Origin of the sequence: Providencia sp. PROV114, assembly GCF_032704305.1 — a bacterium.
GTDB lineage: Bacteria > Pseudomonadota > Gammaproteobacteria > Enterobacterales > Enterobacteriaceae > Providencia > Providencia rettgeri.
Genome location: NZ_CP120528.1, coordinates 4,123,864 through 4,138,972 on the forward strand (window position 1 = coordinate 4,123,864; position 15,109 = coordinate 4,138,972).

The following is a 15,109-nucleotide window of genomic DNA, read 5'->3' on the forward strand; positions in this document are numbered from 1 at the left end:
TGAGGTTGTTATGTTTATTGCCGCATTCATTTTTATTTTAACGATCACCTTTGTTATTTGGCAGCCCAAAGGACTGGGTATTGGCTGGAGTGCTACAGCAGGGGCTGTATTGGCACTGATCTTTGGTGTGATCAGTTTTCAAGACATCCCGATTGTTTGGAACATTGTTTGGAATGCCACGGCGACATTTGTCGCCGTAATTATCATTAGCCTACTTTTAGATGAAAGTGGTTTCTTTGAATGGGCGGCATTACATGTTGCCAAGTGGGGCGGGGGTAAAGGAAAACTGTTATTCAGTTATATCGTGTTACTTGGTGCAACGGTTGCGGCCTTATTTGCCAATGATGGCGCAGCATTGATATTAACGCCCATTGTGATTGCGATGTTATTGGCACTTGGTTTCAACAAAGGCACGACATTAGCCTTTGTCATGGCTGCCGGGTTTATTGCAGATACGGCGAGCTTGCCGCTGATTGTTTCGAACCTCGTGAATATCGTTTCTGCGGACTTCTTTAATATTGGATTTACTGAATATGCATCGATTATGGTCCCAGTGGATATTGCAGCAATTATTGCAACATTAGCGATGCTGCATTGGTTTTTCCGCAAAGATATTCCTAAACAATATGATGTTACCAAACTGAGTGAACCGACTTTAGCCATTAAGGACATGACAACGTTTAAAGCAGGTTGGCTGGTATTGGTACTGCTACTTATTGGTTTCTTTGTCTTAGAACCATTAGGTCTTCCAGTGAGTGCAATTGCGGCTATTGGCGCCTTAATTCTTTGGGTGATTGCAGCCAGAGGCCATACGATTAATACCCAAAAAGTATTACGTGGCGCACCGTGGCAAATCGTCATTTTCTCTTTAGGTATGTACTTGGTTGTTTATGGTTTAAGAAATGCAGGGTTAACCGATTATCTTTCTGAAACGCTCAATTACCTTGCAGACAAAGGGTTATGGGCAGCAACAATTGGTACGGGATTTATAACTGCATTTTTATCCTCAATAATGAATAATATGCCAACGGTATTAATTGGTGCTTTATCCATTGAAGGGAGTGAAGCGTCAGGGCTAATTCAACAAGCAATGGTTTATGCCAATGTGATTGGTGCCGATTTGGGGCCTAAGATTACACCTATAGGGAGTTTGGCGACGTTGCTGTGGCTGCATGTTTTATCACAAAAGAACATGAGCATTACATGGGGATACTATTTTAAAACAGGGATCATCATGACACTCCCTGTACTTACCGTCACTCTCGTTGCTTTAGTGCTTCGACTTTCACTGTTAAATTAAGGCTAACCGAATGAATGAAATTACCATTTATCACAATCCAAATTGTGGCACTTCACGCAATACGCTTGCTATGATCCGCAATAGCGGCGTTGAGCCAACGATTATTTATTATTTAGAAACACCGCCGACTAAAGATATGTTAGTACAACTTATTGCTGATATGAATATCACGGTAAGGGCGTTACTACGAAAAAATGTTGAACCGTATGAACAATTAGCTTTAGAAAATGATATTTATACCGATGACCAACTGATTGATTTTATGTTGCAGTACCCAATACTGATTAATAGACCCATTGTTGTTACGCCAATAGGAACTAAACTTTGCCGACCTTCAGAAGTCGTATTGGATATATTACCTCATCCGCAACAACGTGAATTTATCAAAGAAGATGGTGAGGTTATTGTTGATAAACAAGGCATTAGAGTAAAGTAAATCACTGACGATATTTATCATGATGAGCGTACCGATGTATGGCATCAGTACGCTCATGTTAATCCGGTACTTGCTTAAGGTCGTTGATATTGGTATTTTAAAAAAATATACTATTCATAGGAACAGCTGATCATATTATGCGCCTTACTCCACCCTGAGATACCCCCTTCCTTTTAGGTTGATACTAAATCAGCCAATTTCCACATCCCTTCTTTGGGATAATTTCGTTTATTTAAAATATACTCTCCCATCTTGGGATTGATAGATTACAAGGTAGTCTAATATGCTTTTGTCCTCCTCTCGTCAGGACTGGCTGGGTAACATCCGTGGGGATGTCCTAGCCGGTATTGTTGTTGCTTTAGCGTTAATTCCTGAAGCCATCGCATTTTCAATTATTGCAGGCGTCGACCCCAAAGTTGGGTTATACGCCGCATTTTCTATTGCGGTAATTATCGCTTTTATCGGGGGGCGCCCCGGCATGATTTCATCGGCAACTGGTGCAATGGCACTTTTAATGGTCGTTCTGGTGAAAGAACATGGCCTTCAGTACCTATTAGCTGCGACGGTATTAACCGGGATATTTCAAGTTATCGCAGGATATTTAAAGCTCGGTAATTTAATGCGATTTGTTTCACGTTCGGTGGTAACGGGATTTGTTAATGCGCTGGCTATCTTGATTTTTTTAGCGCAACTCCCTGAATTAACCAATGTGAGTTGGCATGTTTATGCAATGACCGCGGCAGGCTTAGGGATTATCTATCTGTTTCCATTAGTCAATAAAACCATTCCGTCTCCATTAGTGTGTATTGTTGTATTAACAATAATTTCAATATGGCTTGGTCTTGATATCCGAACGGTTGGTGATATGGGCGTTCTGCCTGACAGTTTGCCTATCTTTCTTTTGCCCGATATTCCCTTGAATATTGAAACGCTACTTATCATATTACCCTACTCATTAGCGCTTGCTGTTGTTGGCTTATTGGAATCAATGATGACTGCAACGATTGTGGATGATTTGACGGATACAACCAGTGATAAAAATCGAGAATGTAAAGGGCAAGGCATTGCCAATATAGCCACTGCATTTATTGGCGGGATGGCAGGATGTGCGATGATCGGTCAATCCATTATCAATATAAAATCGGGTGGCCGAGGTCGATTATCGACACTGGTTGCGGGTGTTGTTTTATTACTAATGGTGGTTTTTCTTAATGATTGGGTATCAAAAATCCCTATGGCGGCGTTAGTTGCTGTGATGATTATGGTGTCAATTGGGACCTTTTCTTGGCAATCCCTTGCCGATATACGAGTCCATCCGCTATCGACCAGCATCGTTATGATAGCCACCGTCATTGTTGTCGTTTGGACCCATAATCTGGCTTACGGGGTACTTGTCGGGGTGCTCATCGCAGCGCTTAATTTTGCCAATAAAGTCGCGAGATACATGACAGTTACATCAAGACTAGACAGAAAGGTACGTCATTATGAAGTTCGGGGACAAATTTTCTTTGCCACATCGGAACGCTTTGTTAATGTCTTTGATTTTAAAGAAGACATTGATAAAGCGATTATTGATGTGAATCATGCTCATTTTTGGGATATCACTTCCGTCAGCGCGTTAGATAAAGTGGTGATTAAGTTTCGACGTGAAGGCATTGATATTGAAATTAAGGGGATGAATGAAGCCACTGCAACGTTGGTTGATAAGTTTGGTATTCATGACGACCCGGAAAAAATTGAAAAATTCATGGGAGGTCATTAATTATGACAGCAGATATCATTCAAAAAACTTGCGTAATTGGGTGTATTGACCGTTCGCCCTCGGCGATTGCCGTTTGTCACGCAAGTACTTGGATAGCTCAAACACTCAAACTTCCGCTGACACTGTTACACATGAATGAAAAAATCTCGACATCAGCACACCATGATTTAAGTGGGGTCATTGGATTTGATACCCGAGAAACTTTATTGAATGAACTCGTGGATATTGAGGAAAAGCGGGCGCGTTTAACCCGTGAGGAAGGCCGACAATTATTGATGAGTGCAAAAGAAATCACTCAAGATTTAGGTCTTCTTGATGTTAATACACTTCAGCGGCAAGGAGCTTTAGCCGAAGTGCTAAATCAAGATGATACGCATATTGTTGTACTCGGTCGTCGAGGCGAGCAATCTGAATTAACGGGGCATATTGGCCGTCAACTCGAAGGCATTATTCGTCTTCAAAAAAACTCAGTGCTTATCTGTAAGCAAAATTTTACCCCACCAAAAAAGATGATGATTGCGTTTGATGGAAGTGAGGAAGGTGAACGCGTCATTCATCGGTTAACACAAGTGAAATTATTAGCCGGTAGTGATTGCTATCTGGTAATGCACGGTAACCAAGACAGTCAACTCAAAAAAGCACAAAACCGACTTCATCAAGCCGACATTAAGGTGAAAGCCAATTTACTTGAGGGTGCCGATAGCATCGTTGATGAATTGTGTAACTTTGCAGTACAACACCATATTGATTTGATCATCATGGGGGCTTTTGGTCATTCGCGAGTGAAGCAATTTTTTACCGGAAGTCATACGACAGAGATGATACATAAAACGCCCGTGTCATTACTCATCATTCGTTAGTTTTTTCGTCTATTGTCATTATTACCAAGAGAGGTGACTCACTTTCGTCACCTCTCTATCATAATAAGTGGCTACGATTTATCCACAATATGAATAAAGTGAATGTGTTTTTCATATTGATCGAGGATATCATGAATAATCTGCGCTTCACTCCATCCCATAATATCGTAGTCCTGCCCACCTTCCTTTAAATAGACTTCAGCGCGGTAATATTTCTGAGGTTCATTATTTTCATCATCATCCATCCCCACTAATGCAAAAGACGGCGTCAGGTAGTCCCGTAATCGTATTTCATAGAGAAAATTGAGACTCTCACCAAATTGCACTTCCAGAGTCACCCTATCGTCCTTATTATGGATAGCGGCCTCTGTGCTCTGCTTTTCCAACTCAGTGATGACAGATTGCATAGCGGGCTCAATCACTTCTGTCATGAAACGTTTAACCTGATTACGTTTAGGGAAGAAGGCTATTTTACGTAATCGACGCTCCCATGATAACCCCCCACGTCCTGTATTCGGTGCTAAAGTGGCAAGCTGTTGACTGTCTTTTTTGTAAACATCAATACGTAAGGCTTTTAGCAATCCGACGATAGCAGTCAATAAAATAATCGCAAAGGGTAGCGCGGTAGCAATTGTCATGGTTTGTAATGCCGTTAATCCTCCGGCCAGTAAAAGTGTGATTGCAACGGCCCCCATCAAAAAGGCCCAAAAAATACGTTGCCATACTGGCGTGTGAATTTCACCACCGGAGGCTAACGTATCGACAACCATCGCACCGGAATCCGCGGATGTCACAAAAAAAACAATGACCATCAGCATCGCGACAAAAGAAAGGGCAGATGAAAACGGAAAGTAATTTAAAAATTCAAATAAAGCGAGAGCAACGTCTTTTTGAACCACTTGCGCCAACATTTCTGCCCCATTATCGCGGATCAGATGGATGGCACTATTGCCAAAAAAAGTCATCCAAAGTAGCGTAAACCCGGCAGGGACAAACAGAACGCCAGTGACAAACTCGCGAATGGTACGCCCTCGAGAAATTCTGGCGATAAACATCCCGACAAAAGGCGACCATGAAAGCCACCATCCCCAATACAATAATGTCCATCCCCCCAACCATTCACTGGATTGCGGTTCATAAGCATAAAGATTGAAGGTTTTATTGATAATATCTGAAAGATAAGCGCCTGTATTTTGGACAAAAGATTTGAGTAACAATACGGTCGGGCCTAAAATCCCAATCAATAGCAGTAACAATCCGGCTAAACTGAGATTGATCTCAGAGAGAATTCGTATCCCTTTATCTAAACCACTGACCACCGATAACGTGGCTAATCCCGTGATCACCACAATCAAAATCACTTGCATCGTTGGACTAACGGGAAAACCAAAGAGGTGTGCTAATCCTGCATTCACTTGCAAAACACCAAAGCCTAATGATGTCGCCACCCCGAAAACGGTGCCGACAACAGCAAAAATATCGACAGCATGACCAATAGGTCCATAAATCCGTTCACCAATGATCGGGTAAAGTGCTGAACGTAAGGTGAGCGGTAAGCCATGTCGATAACTAAAAAAAGCGAGAATTAAGGCGACAATCGCATAAATCGCCCAAGCATGTAGTCCCCAATGGAAAAACGTAATTTCCATCGCTTCTCTTGCAGCTTGAACTGTCTGTGGGTCTCCAATGGGAGGAGCAAGATAATGCATCACGGGTTCTGCGACCCCAAAAAACATAAGCCCAATTCCCATTCCAGCAGAAAACAACATAGCAAACCAGGAAAGATAACTGAATTGGGGCTGGGAATGGTCAGGACCCAATTTAATTTCACCAAATCGAGAGAGGCCTAAATAGGCGACAGTCAATAAAATTAAGGCAACAGCCAGAATATAAAACCAGCTGGCATTCTCAAAAAGTTGTGCCTGTAGAGCTTTGAGCAAAATTTCAGAACGTTGAGGAAAAATAGCGGCTATTGCAACGACACATATAATAATAAAAGCGGAAACAAAGAAAACGGGCGGATTTATCTTCCCCCACGTTTGAGACTTTTGTGGTGATAATGACATTCAATCTCCCTTTTAATGCGTGCTCATGATTGTCATGAAGCTCGGTTTATTGTGATAAATATAAGTTATTTAATTAAAAAGTATCCAATCACTTGTTTATACTTAAATATCTCTCTCATGTCATTCCACGCGGTATGACTCATTGTTGAGTAACATAAACTTGATAAACGAATAGAGGGACATTTATTGCGCTATTTTCATCGATTTTGATACTTTCGAAATAGTATGCCGCGAACAACCTATCAGGTTTTCTATTTGGCTATAGCTTTTTTTCTCCATCAGAAGGCCTTCAATTTTTTGGTGTAATATTTTGTTGATCGGACGGCCTTTATACTTCCCTTCTTGTTTGGCTTTTTGCACTCCTTGCGCTTGACGACGCCGTCTATCTTCGTAATCCTTTCTTGCAACCGCTGCCAGCATGTCTAACATCATACTGTTAAGGGCAGCAAGCATTCGTTCTGTAAATTCATCGGTGCGACTCATAAACTGGTAACTGGTTGGGAGGTCTAAAGAAACGACCTTTAACCCTTTGTGTCCAATGAGATATTTTAATTTTTCCCAGTCATCGGCATTCAAGCGGCTAATTCTATCTACCTGTTCAACTAAAATAATATCACCGGGCATGGCCACATTGAGTAAGCGAAAGAGTTCAGGTCTGTGAAGCTGAGCGCCTGACTCATTTTCTTCAAACCAGCAGGCAATTTGTAGCCCCATTCCTTCAGCAAATTTCAACAGTTCATTTTTTGCTCTTGACGCATCCTGTTCATGCGTAGAAGCACGTAGATATCCATAAATTCGTATATTTGTCTTCATCGGTGCACTATACATTGGTGTTGTTATAGTAGTGCATTATACATCTATTTTTTATACTTATTACACTAGAGTTTACCTAGTGTAGTTAAGGTAGACTTAAATTGCACTTTTATATCGATTACGCGCGCGTCCATTATATGATGTTGTTTATTTTTAGAGGATATAACATAACCACAATGAAAGAGATTAAATCAGGCCGTATTCAAATTTTGACAGAACAGGAGATTCATGAGCTCTATTCTCGTCCAATATTTAATCAAATTGAGCGTGAAGAATATTTTTCATTAGATCCGAGTATAAAAAAAATCCTCACTAAAATGGGAAAAATTGAAACGAAAATATATTTAATTCTTCTGATTGGTTATTTTCGCGCGAAGCCTGTTGTCGCTCAATTTAAACTACGAGAGGTTAAACAAGATGTCGACTATATTTATGCGACACATTTTCCAAATAGAAAGCCGAAATACCCCTTTATTGCTAAAAGTACTCGAGCAACATTGATCGCTAAAATGCATGAAATACTGGGTTTTTCGCGGTTATTAAGACAAGATAAACAAGCCTTGATAGAGCGTTTGGGTGATGTCGCAACAATCTGTACATACCCCAAATATATTTTTGATGAATGCCTCGCTTTTTTAGGTCAAAACAGAATTGGATTAGTGGGTTATTCCACTTTGCAAAATATGATCACCACGGTTTTAGCTAATGAGAGGCATCGTACCGAGTTGATCCTTTCAAATAGCGTGCCACCAATAATACATAAAAAATTAAAGAAGATACTGCATACAAAAGGGGTTTTAAATAGTCTATCTGGCCAACAAGGCGCAGCTAAAGATTTTACACCGACAGAGCTCGCAAGTGAAATTGAAACGCATAATGCCATAAAAAGTGTTTATCCCGACGTAAAACGTCTTGTTGGTGAATTGGGATTATCATTAGGTAATTTAAGCTATTATGCATCGATTATTCAACATCAATCGATTTATAAAATTCGTCGATTTCCCGAATGGCAAGGCATGTTATATCTGGTTTGTTATCTATTTTTTCGCTACCAAGAAACTAATGATAAATTGGTAACAGCTTTTTTATATGTGACGAGAAAGCAAAGGGAAGCTGCGAGTGCTTTAGCTAAGTTACGCATTGCAGAAGAACTGGAAATTATTCGTGAAAAGTTAATGCATGCGGGTAATATTTTACACCTCTTTGTTGATGAAAACGTCAGTGACAATACGCAATTTGGTGATATTCGCCAAAATGCATTTGCAATGATGTCTAAAGATGAAATTCAGTTAATAAGTCAACATCTTAATAAGAATAGTTTTGATAAAACCCATTATGAGTGGCTATACATTGATACACAATACAGAAAAATTGCGAATACAATGAGGTCACTCTTTCTCGCGATTGATATCGAGTGCGAACCAGGATTACAACTACTATCTTCCCAATTATTAACAGCAAAATCAGAACTTCAAAAAGATAAGCACATTTCTACCGTCGATCAGCGGTTACTGTTAAAAAACGATAAACCTTTTATCCTGATAGATGAACAGGTTAATACTCAACGATTTGAATACTATTTATACCAAAAAGTGGCTCGGATGATTGAGAGTAACAATATTTACATCAATGAAAGCGCCAGCAACAAGCGTTTAGACGATGATCTGATTTCAGCCACCGAGTGGAAAAAAAGCCATGTCATCATTCAAAAAACAGGATTAACTCGGCTCAATACACCGATACAACAAACGCTTTCGGAATTAACGCAAAAACTGAGAGACCAAATGGAGCGAATTGGTCGCAATATCCATGATGGAGCCAATGATTTCGTGACACTTCAACCGCGTTCAAATCAGTTAACATGGAAACTGGCGAATAAACGCTGGAAAGATGACATTGATAATCCCATATATAACCAGCTCCAACATATGGGGATCATTGAAATTATGGACTATGTTCATCAAAAAACGGGTTACTTAGATGCATTTAAAAATATCGCATCAAAAAAGAAAAACACTAAGGCCAAAGAGGGCGATTTACTCGCTTGCATATTTGGAAATGGCTCAAACTATGGTGTTCATCATATGTCATCAATATCAGATAGAGCCATCGGTGTGCTTAGAGCCGTCAATGATGGTTATATTAGGCCTGAAACAACGAGTGAAGCTAATGATATGATAGCTGATGCTTTAGCAAAACTCCCCATTTTCAAATATTATACGATTAACGAAAGTGCCCCATTTGGTAGTATTGATGGCCAAAAACATGGTTGCCGAATCAATACATTTAAAGCCCGTTTTTCTGCTAAATATTTCCGAAAAGGGAAAGGCGTATCAGCACTCACATTAGTTTCAAATCATGTACCAATAAATACGAAAGTGATTTCAGCCAATGAATATGAGGCTCACCACGCATTCGATTTACTCTATAATAATACCAGCCATATTCAGCCCAAAACATTAGCAACAGACACGCATGGCGTTAACAATGTAAACTTTGCTATCCTTGATCTCTTTGGGTATCAGTTTGCCCCGCGATATGCAAAATTTAAACACGTTTTTAATGAATTGTTTGAGATCGAGTATGATGAAATCCTTTCCCTGAAACTTAAAAAATCGCTCAACTTATCACTCATTCAAGAAGAGTGGGAAAATATTCAATGGATAATTTGTTCATTAAGCCGTAAAACGACGACACAAAGCACGGTGATTACTAAGCTTTCTAACAGTAAGAAAAACAATCGCACCTTAGCGGCTCTTCGTGAATATGACCGAATAATTAAGTGTTTATACGTTCTCGATTATGTTGATGACAAAATGCTCAGGCAGTTTGTCCAACAAGCACTTAATCGGGGTGAGGCTTACCATCAATTACGGCGTGCAATTGCGTCAATTAATGGTAATCAATTCAGAGGTGGCGATGATTACCAGATAGAACAATGGAATGATTGTGCTCGTATCATTGCTAACTGCATTATTTATTATAATTCTGCATTATTATCCAGTTTGATTGAAAAATTTGCGCGTGAAAATAATCAAGAAGCGGTGAATATGATAGCTGAGTTATCACCTGTCGCATGGCAGCATATACAGCTGGCCGGTAATTACACCTTTGGCCTTAAAAAAGATAATATTGTACTGGAAAGATTACTGGAGAATTTAGATCCTCTTATTTCAGAAGAGTCGTTAAGCTTAGCGGCATAGTCTATTAATATTATTAAACTATATATCGGCTGTAGTCCTTGATATCAAAGGGCTACAAGCAAACTTTGGACTTTTCGATGAAATGGGCACACAACCCCAAGCAGGGGATCGTCAATCACTGAATCATCATCCTGACAGTCATTATCCATTTCCAGGCACTCCGCCAATATTAACGCATTTGAAAAAACGGGGGCGAGACGCCATTCATCGTGAAATAGTTCGCAAACTATAGGGCGTTCATTTTCAAGACCGATAGGCCAGTACAAACCATAGTAATCGCCGTTGCCAAAATCAGTTTCAAATAATGGTAGGAAACCATTTGCTGGAAATGGCCCCTGACTAATTTCACTATCATGAATTGTGAATGGTATTTCTGATTTTAATAGTTCCATTTGCTATTCCTGATGAAGTTGTCATTTTTAAGTAATGATAATGCAGTTTTAATTAAAGTCATATTAAGAAGGTTTAATAACCTAATATCTAGACCAACATACAATAAAGGGTATAACCCCATGCCCCGGCGCTCCGCTTGGGGCAAAACCCAGCCCGAGCTCTATCCTCATTGTTCCGCGATAATATGAAAGCCCGCTTGGGTTCGGTGTCATTATTTGGAATCGGCAAGTTCTTCCTGAATGACCGACGCGAGAAAAGAAGAGATAAAAGAGAGAAAAAAAGAGAAAAAAAGAGAAAAAATAAGAGGCGGGGGATTCGGTAAATTCAGCGATAAAGTAGGTAAAGAAGGTCTTCAGTGTGGCAGCGGTGGGTTAATTAAATCATATTGTATGTTGGTCTAGATTTGTAATGTTGGAACTGATATCGGTTATGGCATGGCGTATTTCAACAGGGTAAATTTCTCATGCATAGGAAAAAGCAGATCGGTTTGCTGTCATTTCCTGATGCAGCTGATCGTGGTTTAGGTATTATTAATATCTATTATTAAGCGGGCTAATTATCTGATGAAGTTAAATATTGACGCATGCATTTCCTTTCTGGGCAAGAGTGCTTGGTTTTTTGTTATTGGTACAGCGGTGCTGCAAGTGGTAAGTGTCGCCCTGTTTATTTACTCGCTCTTTACCGGCATGGATATAGACAGACTGATTCTGGCTTCCGCAATCTTGTTTGTTGCGGTAGTGCTGTTTGGTATCTCTAAGTATGCAATTAAAATTCGCGCTCTGGATGACGCGGGTGGACCACAAGCCTATTATGACCAACAGATAGAATGGCCGCTAACACAGTTCTATATCGATCTGATAGAAGAGAGTGATGTGAAACCAGAGTTCGACGCCTGGGTTAAAGACAAAGACAAACCTCTGACGCTCGGCCAATTCGATGACGGGTTAGCTAAAGCGATACAAACAGCATATTCATTACCGATGGGGAAGGATTTACCAGATACCCAGATTATTAAACTCATTGTATATCGACATGGAACGCCTGTCTTAAAGTGGATGAGTATTGGTTTCTTCCTCCTGAGTGGAGTGCTCGGCCTTATCCTGCTTAATCCGCAAAACACACTGGCGGAAGGCATTCCATTCATTATGTTCACGCTACTTCTGGCATTGGTTTTTAGGGGACGTCTCAGAAAACGGAAAATAAAGCACGTTAAGCCCATTGCAGACGCTAGATATTGACGAGTACGTCGGGTTTTCTCTTGTTTGAGTTGCCTCTTGTGGTAAGATAGTAATCAATTACTATCTTACAAGGAGTGCTCGTGGACACCCATCCAAAGCATCTGCCGGCCGATGAACGTCGTGCCGTAACTGTCGAGTCCGTCGTGGCGCTTGCCGGTTCACAAAACCCAAGCGAGATAACCACTGCGGCTATCGCTAAACACATGAACTTGACCCAGGGTGCGCTGTTTCGGCACTTCCCGAACAAGGAAGCCATTTGGCAGGCGGTCATGGAGTGGGTAGCAGAGCGCCTATTAGCCAGAATCGATCGATCCGCACAAGGAATCGAGTCGCCCTTGGCAGCCATGGAGGCGATGTTCATGAGTCATATCGAATTCGTAGCTGAGCACCCAGGCGTGCCAAGAATGATGTTTGGTGAGCTTCAGCGTGCCGAATCGACACCGGCCAAGCGCATGGTGCAAACCTTGATTCAGCGCTACGGCGAACGTTTGCATCGTCTCATCGAGAAAGGCAAGGCCAGCGGCGAGTTGTCTCCCTCGCTTGACAACGAGGCGGCGGCAACGCTGTTCATTGGCACGATCCAGGGCTTGGTCATGCAATCGCTGTTGGCGGGTGATGTGGGACGTATGCACCGCGATGCGCCGCGCGTCTTTGCAATTTATCGGCGTGGCATAAGGAGTGCGCAATGAAAAAGTTACCCTTGCAAGGCCGCACCCTGGCGCTGCTTGCCGTCATCATTCCTTTGCTGGTGCTTTTTATTTATGTCGGTCTGCGATCAGGGCCGCTCGCCCCGGTCGCTGTGACGGTGGCAAGCGTGGAATCACGGGCTATCACACCGGCGCTGTTCGGCATCGGCACGGTGGAGGCGCGCTACACCTACAAGATCGGGCCGACGTTTGCTGGGCGCGTCAAACGCCTGGAGGTGCATGTAGGCGACCAGGTCAAGGCCGGACAGGTGCTCGGCGAGATGGAGCCGGTCGACCTCGATGATCGGGTGCGCTCACAGGAGTCGGCATTCAAGCGTGCGGAAGCGGCTTTGCGCGAGGCAGAAGCCCGGCAAGCCTACGCGCAAACCCAGGCGCGCCGCTACGAGCAATTGTTTGCGGTGCGCTCGACCAGCGAGGAAATCGTCACCACCAAGCGGCTGGAACTGCAGATCGCCGATGCCGCCTTATCTGCCGCTCGGGAAGATATTGTCCGGGCACGCTCCGACCGCGAAGGACTCGTCGCGCAGCGGAGCAATCTGCGCCTGATCGCGCCGGTCGACGGTGTAGTCGCCGTGCGCGATGCCGATCCCGGCACGACCATCGTCGCGGGCCAGGCCGTGGTGGAAGTGATCGACCCCAAGAGTTTGTGGATCAATGCGCGCTTCGACCAGATCAGCGCATCGGGGCTGGCTGGGGGGTTGCCGACTCTTATCGTCCTGCGTTCGCGTGGTGGCCAGACCTTGAAAGGTCGCGTGCTGCGGGTGGAACCCAAGGCCGACGCGGTAACCGAGGAAACGCTTGCCAAGGTGACATTCGATAACAAACCAGAACCTTTGCCACCGGTGGGTGAACTGGCCGAAGTCACGGTTGACTTGCCGGCGCTCCCGGCCGCTCCACTGATCCCCAACGCTGCCGTCCAGCGTGAGGGCGACAAAGTTGGTGTCTGGCAAATCGTGGATGGTGATCTGCATTTCTCCCCGGTCAAGCTCGGCACTTCCGACCTCAATGGTTACGTGCAGGTGCGCGAAGGGCTCAAGAATGGGGACCAGGTTGTGACCTATAGCGAAAAGGCACTGACGGCGCGCAGCCGCATCCATGTGGTCGACCATATCCCAGGAGTGTCACGATGATCAGCCTGGCCGGCCGCGACATTCTCCATGCCTGGGGAAAATTCGTCTTCACCGGCATCGGTCTGGGTCTGCTGATCGGCGTCACCCTGGTCATGGCTGGGGTGTACCGAGGCATGGTGGACGACGGCAAGGCGTTGCTCGACAACAGTGGCGCTGACCTTTGGGTGGTGCAAAAGGATACTCTGGGTCCTTATGCGGAGTCGTCCAGCCTCAACGATGACGTGTATCGCGCCATTCTCGCCATGCCGGGAGTCTCACAGGCAGCGAACGTGACCTACCTGACCATGCAGGTACGCAAGGGCGAGAGTGATGTACGCACCATGGTGGTCGGCATCGCGCCCGGTGCGTTGGGGGCTACACCCGGATGGCCTCCTTATCTCGTCGCTGGACGCCAGATCACGCGCGGTCACTACGAGGCGGTGGCCGACATCGCCACCGGCTTCAAACTGGGAGATCGTCTTGCCATTCGCCGAAATCATTACACCGTCGTGGGGCTGACACGGCGCATGGTGTCGTCCAGCGGCGACCCGATGGTATTCATTCCGCTCAAGGATGCCCAAGAGGCTCAGTTCCTCAAGGACAACGACGCCATTTGGCAAAGCCGGCGTCGCACCGAAGCCAACCCGGCCTTCAATCGACCCGGTGTTCCTGGTTTGCTGGATGCCGTGATTGCTTCACAGAGCACCAACGCGTTCGTCAATGCAGTGCTGGTCACTCTGAAACCTGGTCATGCGCCGGACGAGGTTGCCGAATCCATCCGACGCTGGAAGCGTTTGACGGTCTACACACGGGCACAGATGGAAGACATCCTCGTCGGCAAGTTGATCGCCACGTCGGCCAAACAGATAGGCATGTTCTTGGTGATTCTGGCCATCGTTAGCGCGGCCATCGTCGCTTTCATCATCTACTCGCTGACGATGGACAAAATCCGCGAGATCGCGGTATTGAAGCTCATCGGCACACGCAACCGAACTATCGCCGCGATGATCATGCAGCAGGCGCTCGCCTTGGGGGTGATTGGCTTCGTGGTCGGCAAGATCACCGCCACTTTCTCAGCCCCCCTGTTCCCCAAATATGTGCTGCTCACGCCAATGGATTCCGTGACCGGTTTTTTTGCCGTGCTCGTGATTTGCGTGCTGGCCAGCATCGTCGCCATTCGCATGGCACTCAAGGTCGATCCGGCCGAAGCGATAGGGTGACC

13 protein-coding genes are annotated in these 15,109 nt (G+C 44.1%); 10 read left to right on the forward strand and 3 right to left on the reverse strand.

All coding sequences use genetic code 11. From position 1 onward, the window contains the following. Positions 1 to 10: 10 nt before the first annotated feature. The 4 genes from P3L37_RS18605 (at position 11) to P3L37_RS18620 (ending at position 4,358) form a co-directional block, all read left to right on the forward strand. On the forward strand, positions 11 to 1,300 hold the full coding sequence (locus P3L37_RS18605) for an arsenic transporter (protein ID WP_042849114.1): 1,290 nt from the start codon (positions 11 to 13) through the stop codon (positions 1,298 to 1,300). 10 nt (positions 1,301 to 1,310) lie between these two features. After that, complete coding sequence (gene arsC / locus P3L37_RS18610) at positions 1,311 to 1,736, forward strand: glutaredoxin-dependent arsenate reductase (RefSeq protein ID WP_042849113.1); 426 nt, start codon at positions 1,311 to 1,313, stop codon at positions 1,734 to 1,736. Positions 1,737 to 2,019: 283 nt separating this feature from the next. Then, positions 2,020 to 3,498, forward strand: a complete 1,479-nt coding sequence (locus tag P3L37_RS18615; protein WP_042849112.1) for a SulP family inorganic anion transporter — start codon at positions 2,020 to 2,022, stop codon at positions 3,496 to 3,498. Positions 3,499 to 3,500: 2 nt separating this feature from the next. Then, positions 3,501 to 4,358: a universal stress protein gene (locus tag P3L37_RS18620; RefSeq protein WP_052219461.1), complete on the forward strand. Its 858-nt coding sequence runs from the start codon at positions 3,501 to 3,503 to the stop codon at positions 4,356 to 4,358. A gap of 71 nt (positions 4,359 to 4,429) precedes the next feature. On the opposite strand, the gene P3L37_RS18625 is transcribed toward P3L37_RS18620, so the two are convergent. Together P3L37_RS18625 and P3L37_RS18630 are read right to left on the reverse strand one after the other, a co-directional pair. Then, positions 4,430 to 6,424, reverse strand: a complete 1,995-nt coding sequence (locus P3L37_RS18625) for a BCCT family transporter (protein WP_042849111.1) — start codon at positions 6,422 to 6,424, stop codon at positions 4,430 to 4,432. A gap of 183 nt (positions 6,425 to 6,607) precedes the next feature. Next, complete coding sequence (locus P3L37_RS18630) at positions 6,608 to 7,237, reverse strand: recombinase family protein (RefSeq protein WP_172412315.1); 630 nt, start codon at positions 7,235 to 7,237, stop codon at positions 6,608 to 6,610. Positions 7,238 to 7,413: 176 nt separating this feature from the next. Here P3L37_RS18630 and P3L37_RS18635 point away from each other — a divergent pair, with 176 nt between their 5' ends. After that, positions 7,414 to 10,440, forward strand: a complete 3,027-nt coding sequence (locus tag P3L37_RS18635) for a Tn3 family transposase (protein ID WP_042849110.1) — start codon at positions 7,414 to 7,416, stop codon at positions 10,438 to 10,440. A 44-nt stretch (positions 10,441 to 10,484) separates the two neighbouring features. Here the strand turns inward: P3L37_RS18635 and P3L37_RS18640 are convergent, their stop codons facing one another. Continuing rightward, positions 10,485 to 10,832: a hypothetical protein gene (locus tag P3L37_RS18640; protein ID WP_042849109.1), complete on the reverse strand. Its 348-nt coding sequence runs from the start codon at positions 10,830 to 10,832 to the stop codon at positions 10,485 to 10,487. A gap of 240 nt (positions 10,833 to 11,072) precedes the next feature. Here P3L37_RS18640 and P3L37_RS18645 point away from each other — a divergent pair, with 240 nt between their 5' ends. The 5 genes from P3L37_RS18645 to P3L37_RS18665 all read left to right on the forward strand — a co-directional run bounded on the left by P3L37_RS18645 (position 11,073) and on the right by P3L37_RS18665 (position 15,107). After that, positions 11,073 to 11,234, forward strand: coding sequence for a hypothetical protein (locus P3L37_RS18645; RefSeq protein ID WP_272537178.1), 162 nt, complete (start codon positions 11,073 to 11,075; stop codon positions 11,232 to 11,234). Positions 11,235 to 11,396: 162 nt separating this feature from the next. Further along, positions 11,397 to 12,071 carry a hypothetical protein gene (locus P3L37_RS18650; protein ID WP_094963216.1) on the forward strand — a complete coding sequence of 225 codons (675 nt, stop codon included), beginning with the start codon at positions 11,397 to 11,399 and terminating at the stop codon, positions 12,069 to 12,071. 80 nt (positions 12,072 to 12,151) lie between these two features. Next, a complete protein-coding gene (locus tag P3L37_RS18655) occupies positions 12,152 to 12,760 on the forward strand; it encodes a TetR/AcrR family transcriptional regulator (protein ID WP_004393990.1) in 609 nt (202 codons plus the stop codon). Then, complete coding sequence (locus tag P3L37_RS18660; RefSeq protein ID WP_094963215.1) at positions 12,757 to 13,908, forward strand: efflux RND transporter periplasmic adaptor subunit; 1,152 nt, start codon at positions 12,757 to 12,759, stop codon at positions 13,906 to 13,908. The genes P3L37_RS18655 and P3L37_RS18660 overlap by 4 nt, the downstream gene beginning before the upstream one ends. Then, positions 13,905 to 15,107 carry an ABC transporter permease gene (locus P3L37_RS18665; RefSeq protein WP_094197185.1) on the forward strand — a complete coding sequence of 401 codons (1,203 nt, stop codon included), beginning with the start codon at positions 13,905 to 13,907 and terminating at the stop codon, positions 15,105 to 15,107. The genes P3L37_RS18660 and P3L37_RS18665 overlap by 4 nt, the downstream gene beginning before the upstream one ends. The last annotated feature ends 2 nt before the right edge of the window (positions 15,108 to 15,109 follow it).

Bases quoted from the DNA above. Each gene is read 5' to 3' on its own strand.
- P3L37_RS18605 (WP_042849114.1), top strand. From the start codon at position 11: ATGTTTATTGCCGCATTCATTTTTATTTTAACGATCACCTTTGTTATT.
- P3L37_RS18615 (WP_042849112.1), top strand. From the start codon at position 2,020: ATGCTTTTGTCCTCCTCTCGTCAGGACTGGCTGGGTAACATCCGTGGG.
- P3L37_RS18635 (WP_042849110.1), top strand. From the start codon at position 7,414: ATGAAAGAGATTAAATCAGGCCGTATTCAAATTTTGACAGAACAGGAG.
- P3L37_RS18630 (WP_172412315.1), bottom strand. From the start codon at position 7,237: ATGAAGACAAATATACGAATTTATGGATATCTACGTGCTTCTACGCAT.
- P3L37_RS18665 (WP_094197185.1), top strand. From the start codon at position 13,905: ATGATCAGCCTGGCCGGCCGCGACATTCTCCATGCCTGGGGAAAATTC.
- P3L37_RS18620 (WP_052219461.1), top strand. From the start codon at position 3,501: ATGACAGCAGATATCATTCAAAAAACTTGCGTAATTGGGTGTATTGAC.
- P3L37_RS18640 (WP_042849109.1), bottom strand. From the start codon at position 10,832: ATGGAACTATTAAAATCAGAAATACCATTCACAATTCATGATAGTGAA.
- P3L37_RS18660 (WP_094963215.1), top strand. From the start codon at position 12,757: ATGAAAAAGTTACCCTTGCAAGGCCGCACCCTGGCGCTGCTTGCCGTC.
- arsC (WP_042849113.1), top strand. From the start codon at position 1,311: ATGAATGAAATTACCATTTATCACAATCCAAATTGTGGCACTTCACGC.
- P3L37_RS18650 (WP_094963216.1), top strand. From the start codon at position 11,397: ATGAAGTTAAATATTGACGCATGCATTTCCTTTCTGGGCAAGAGTGCT.
- P3L37_RS18645 (WP_272537178.1), top strand. From the start codon at position 11,073: ATGACCGACGCGAGAAAAGAAGAGATAAAAGAGAGAAAAAAAGAGAAA.
- P3L37_RS18625 (WP_042849111.1), bottom strand. From the start codon at position 6,424: ATGTCATTATCACCACAAAAGTCTCAAACGTGGGGGAAGATAAATCCG.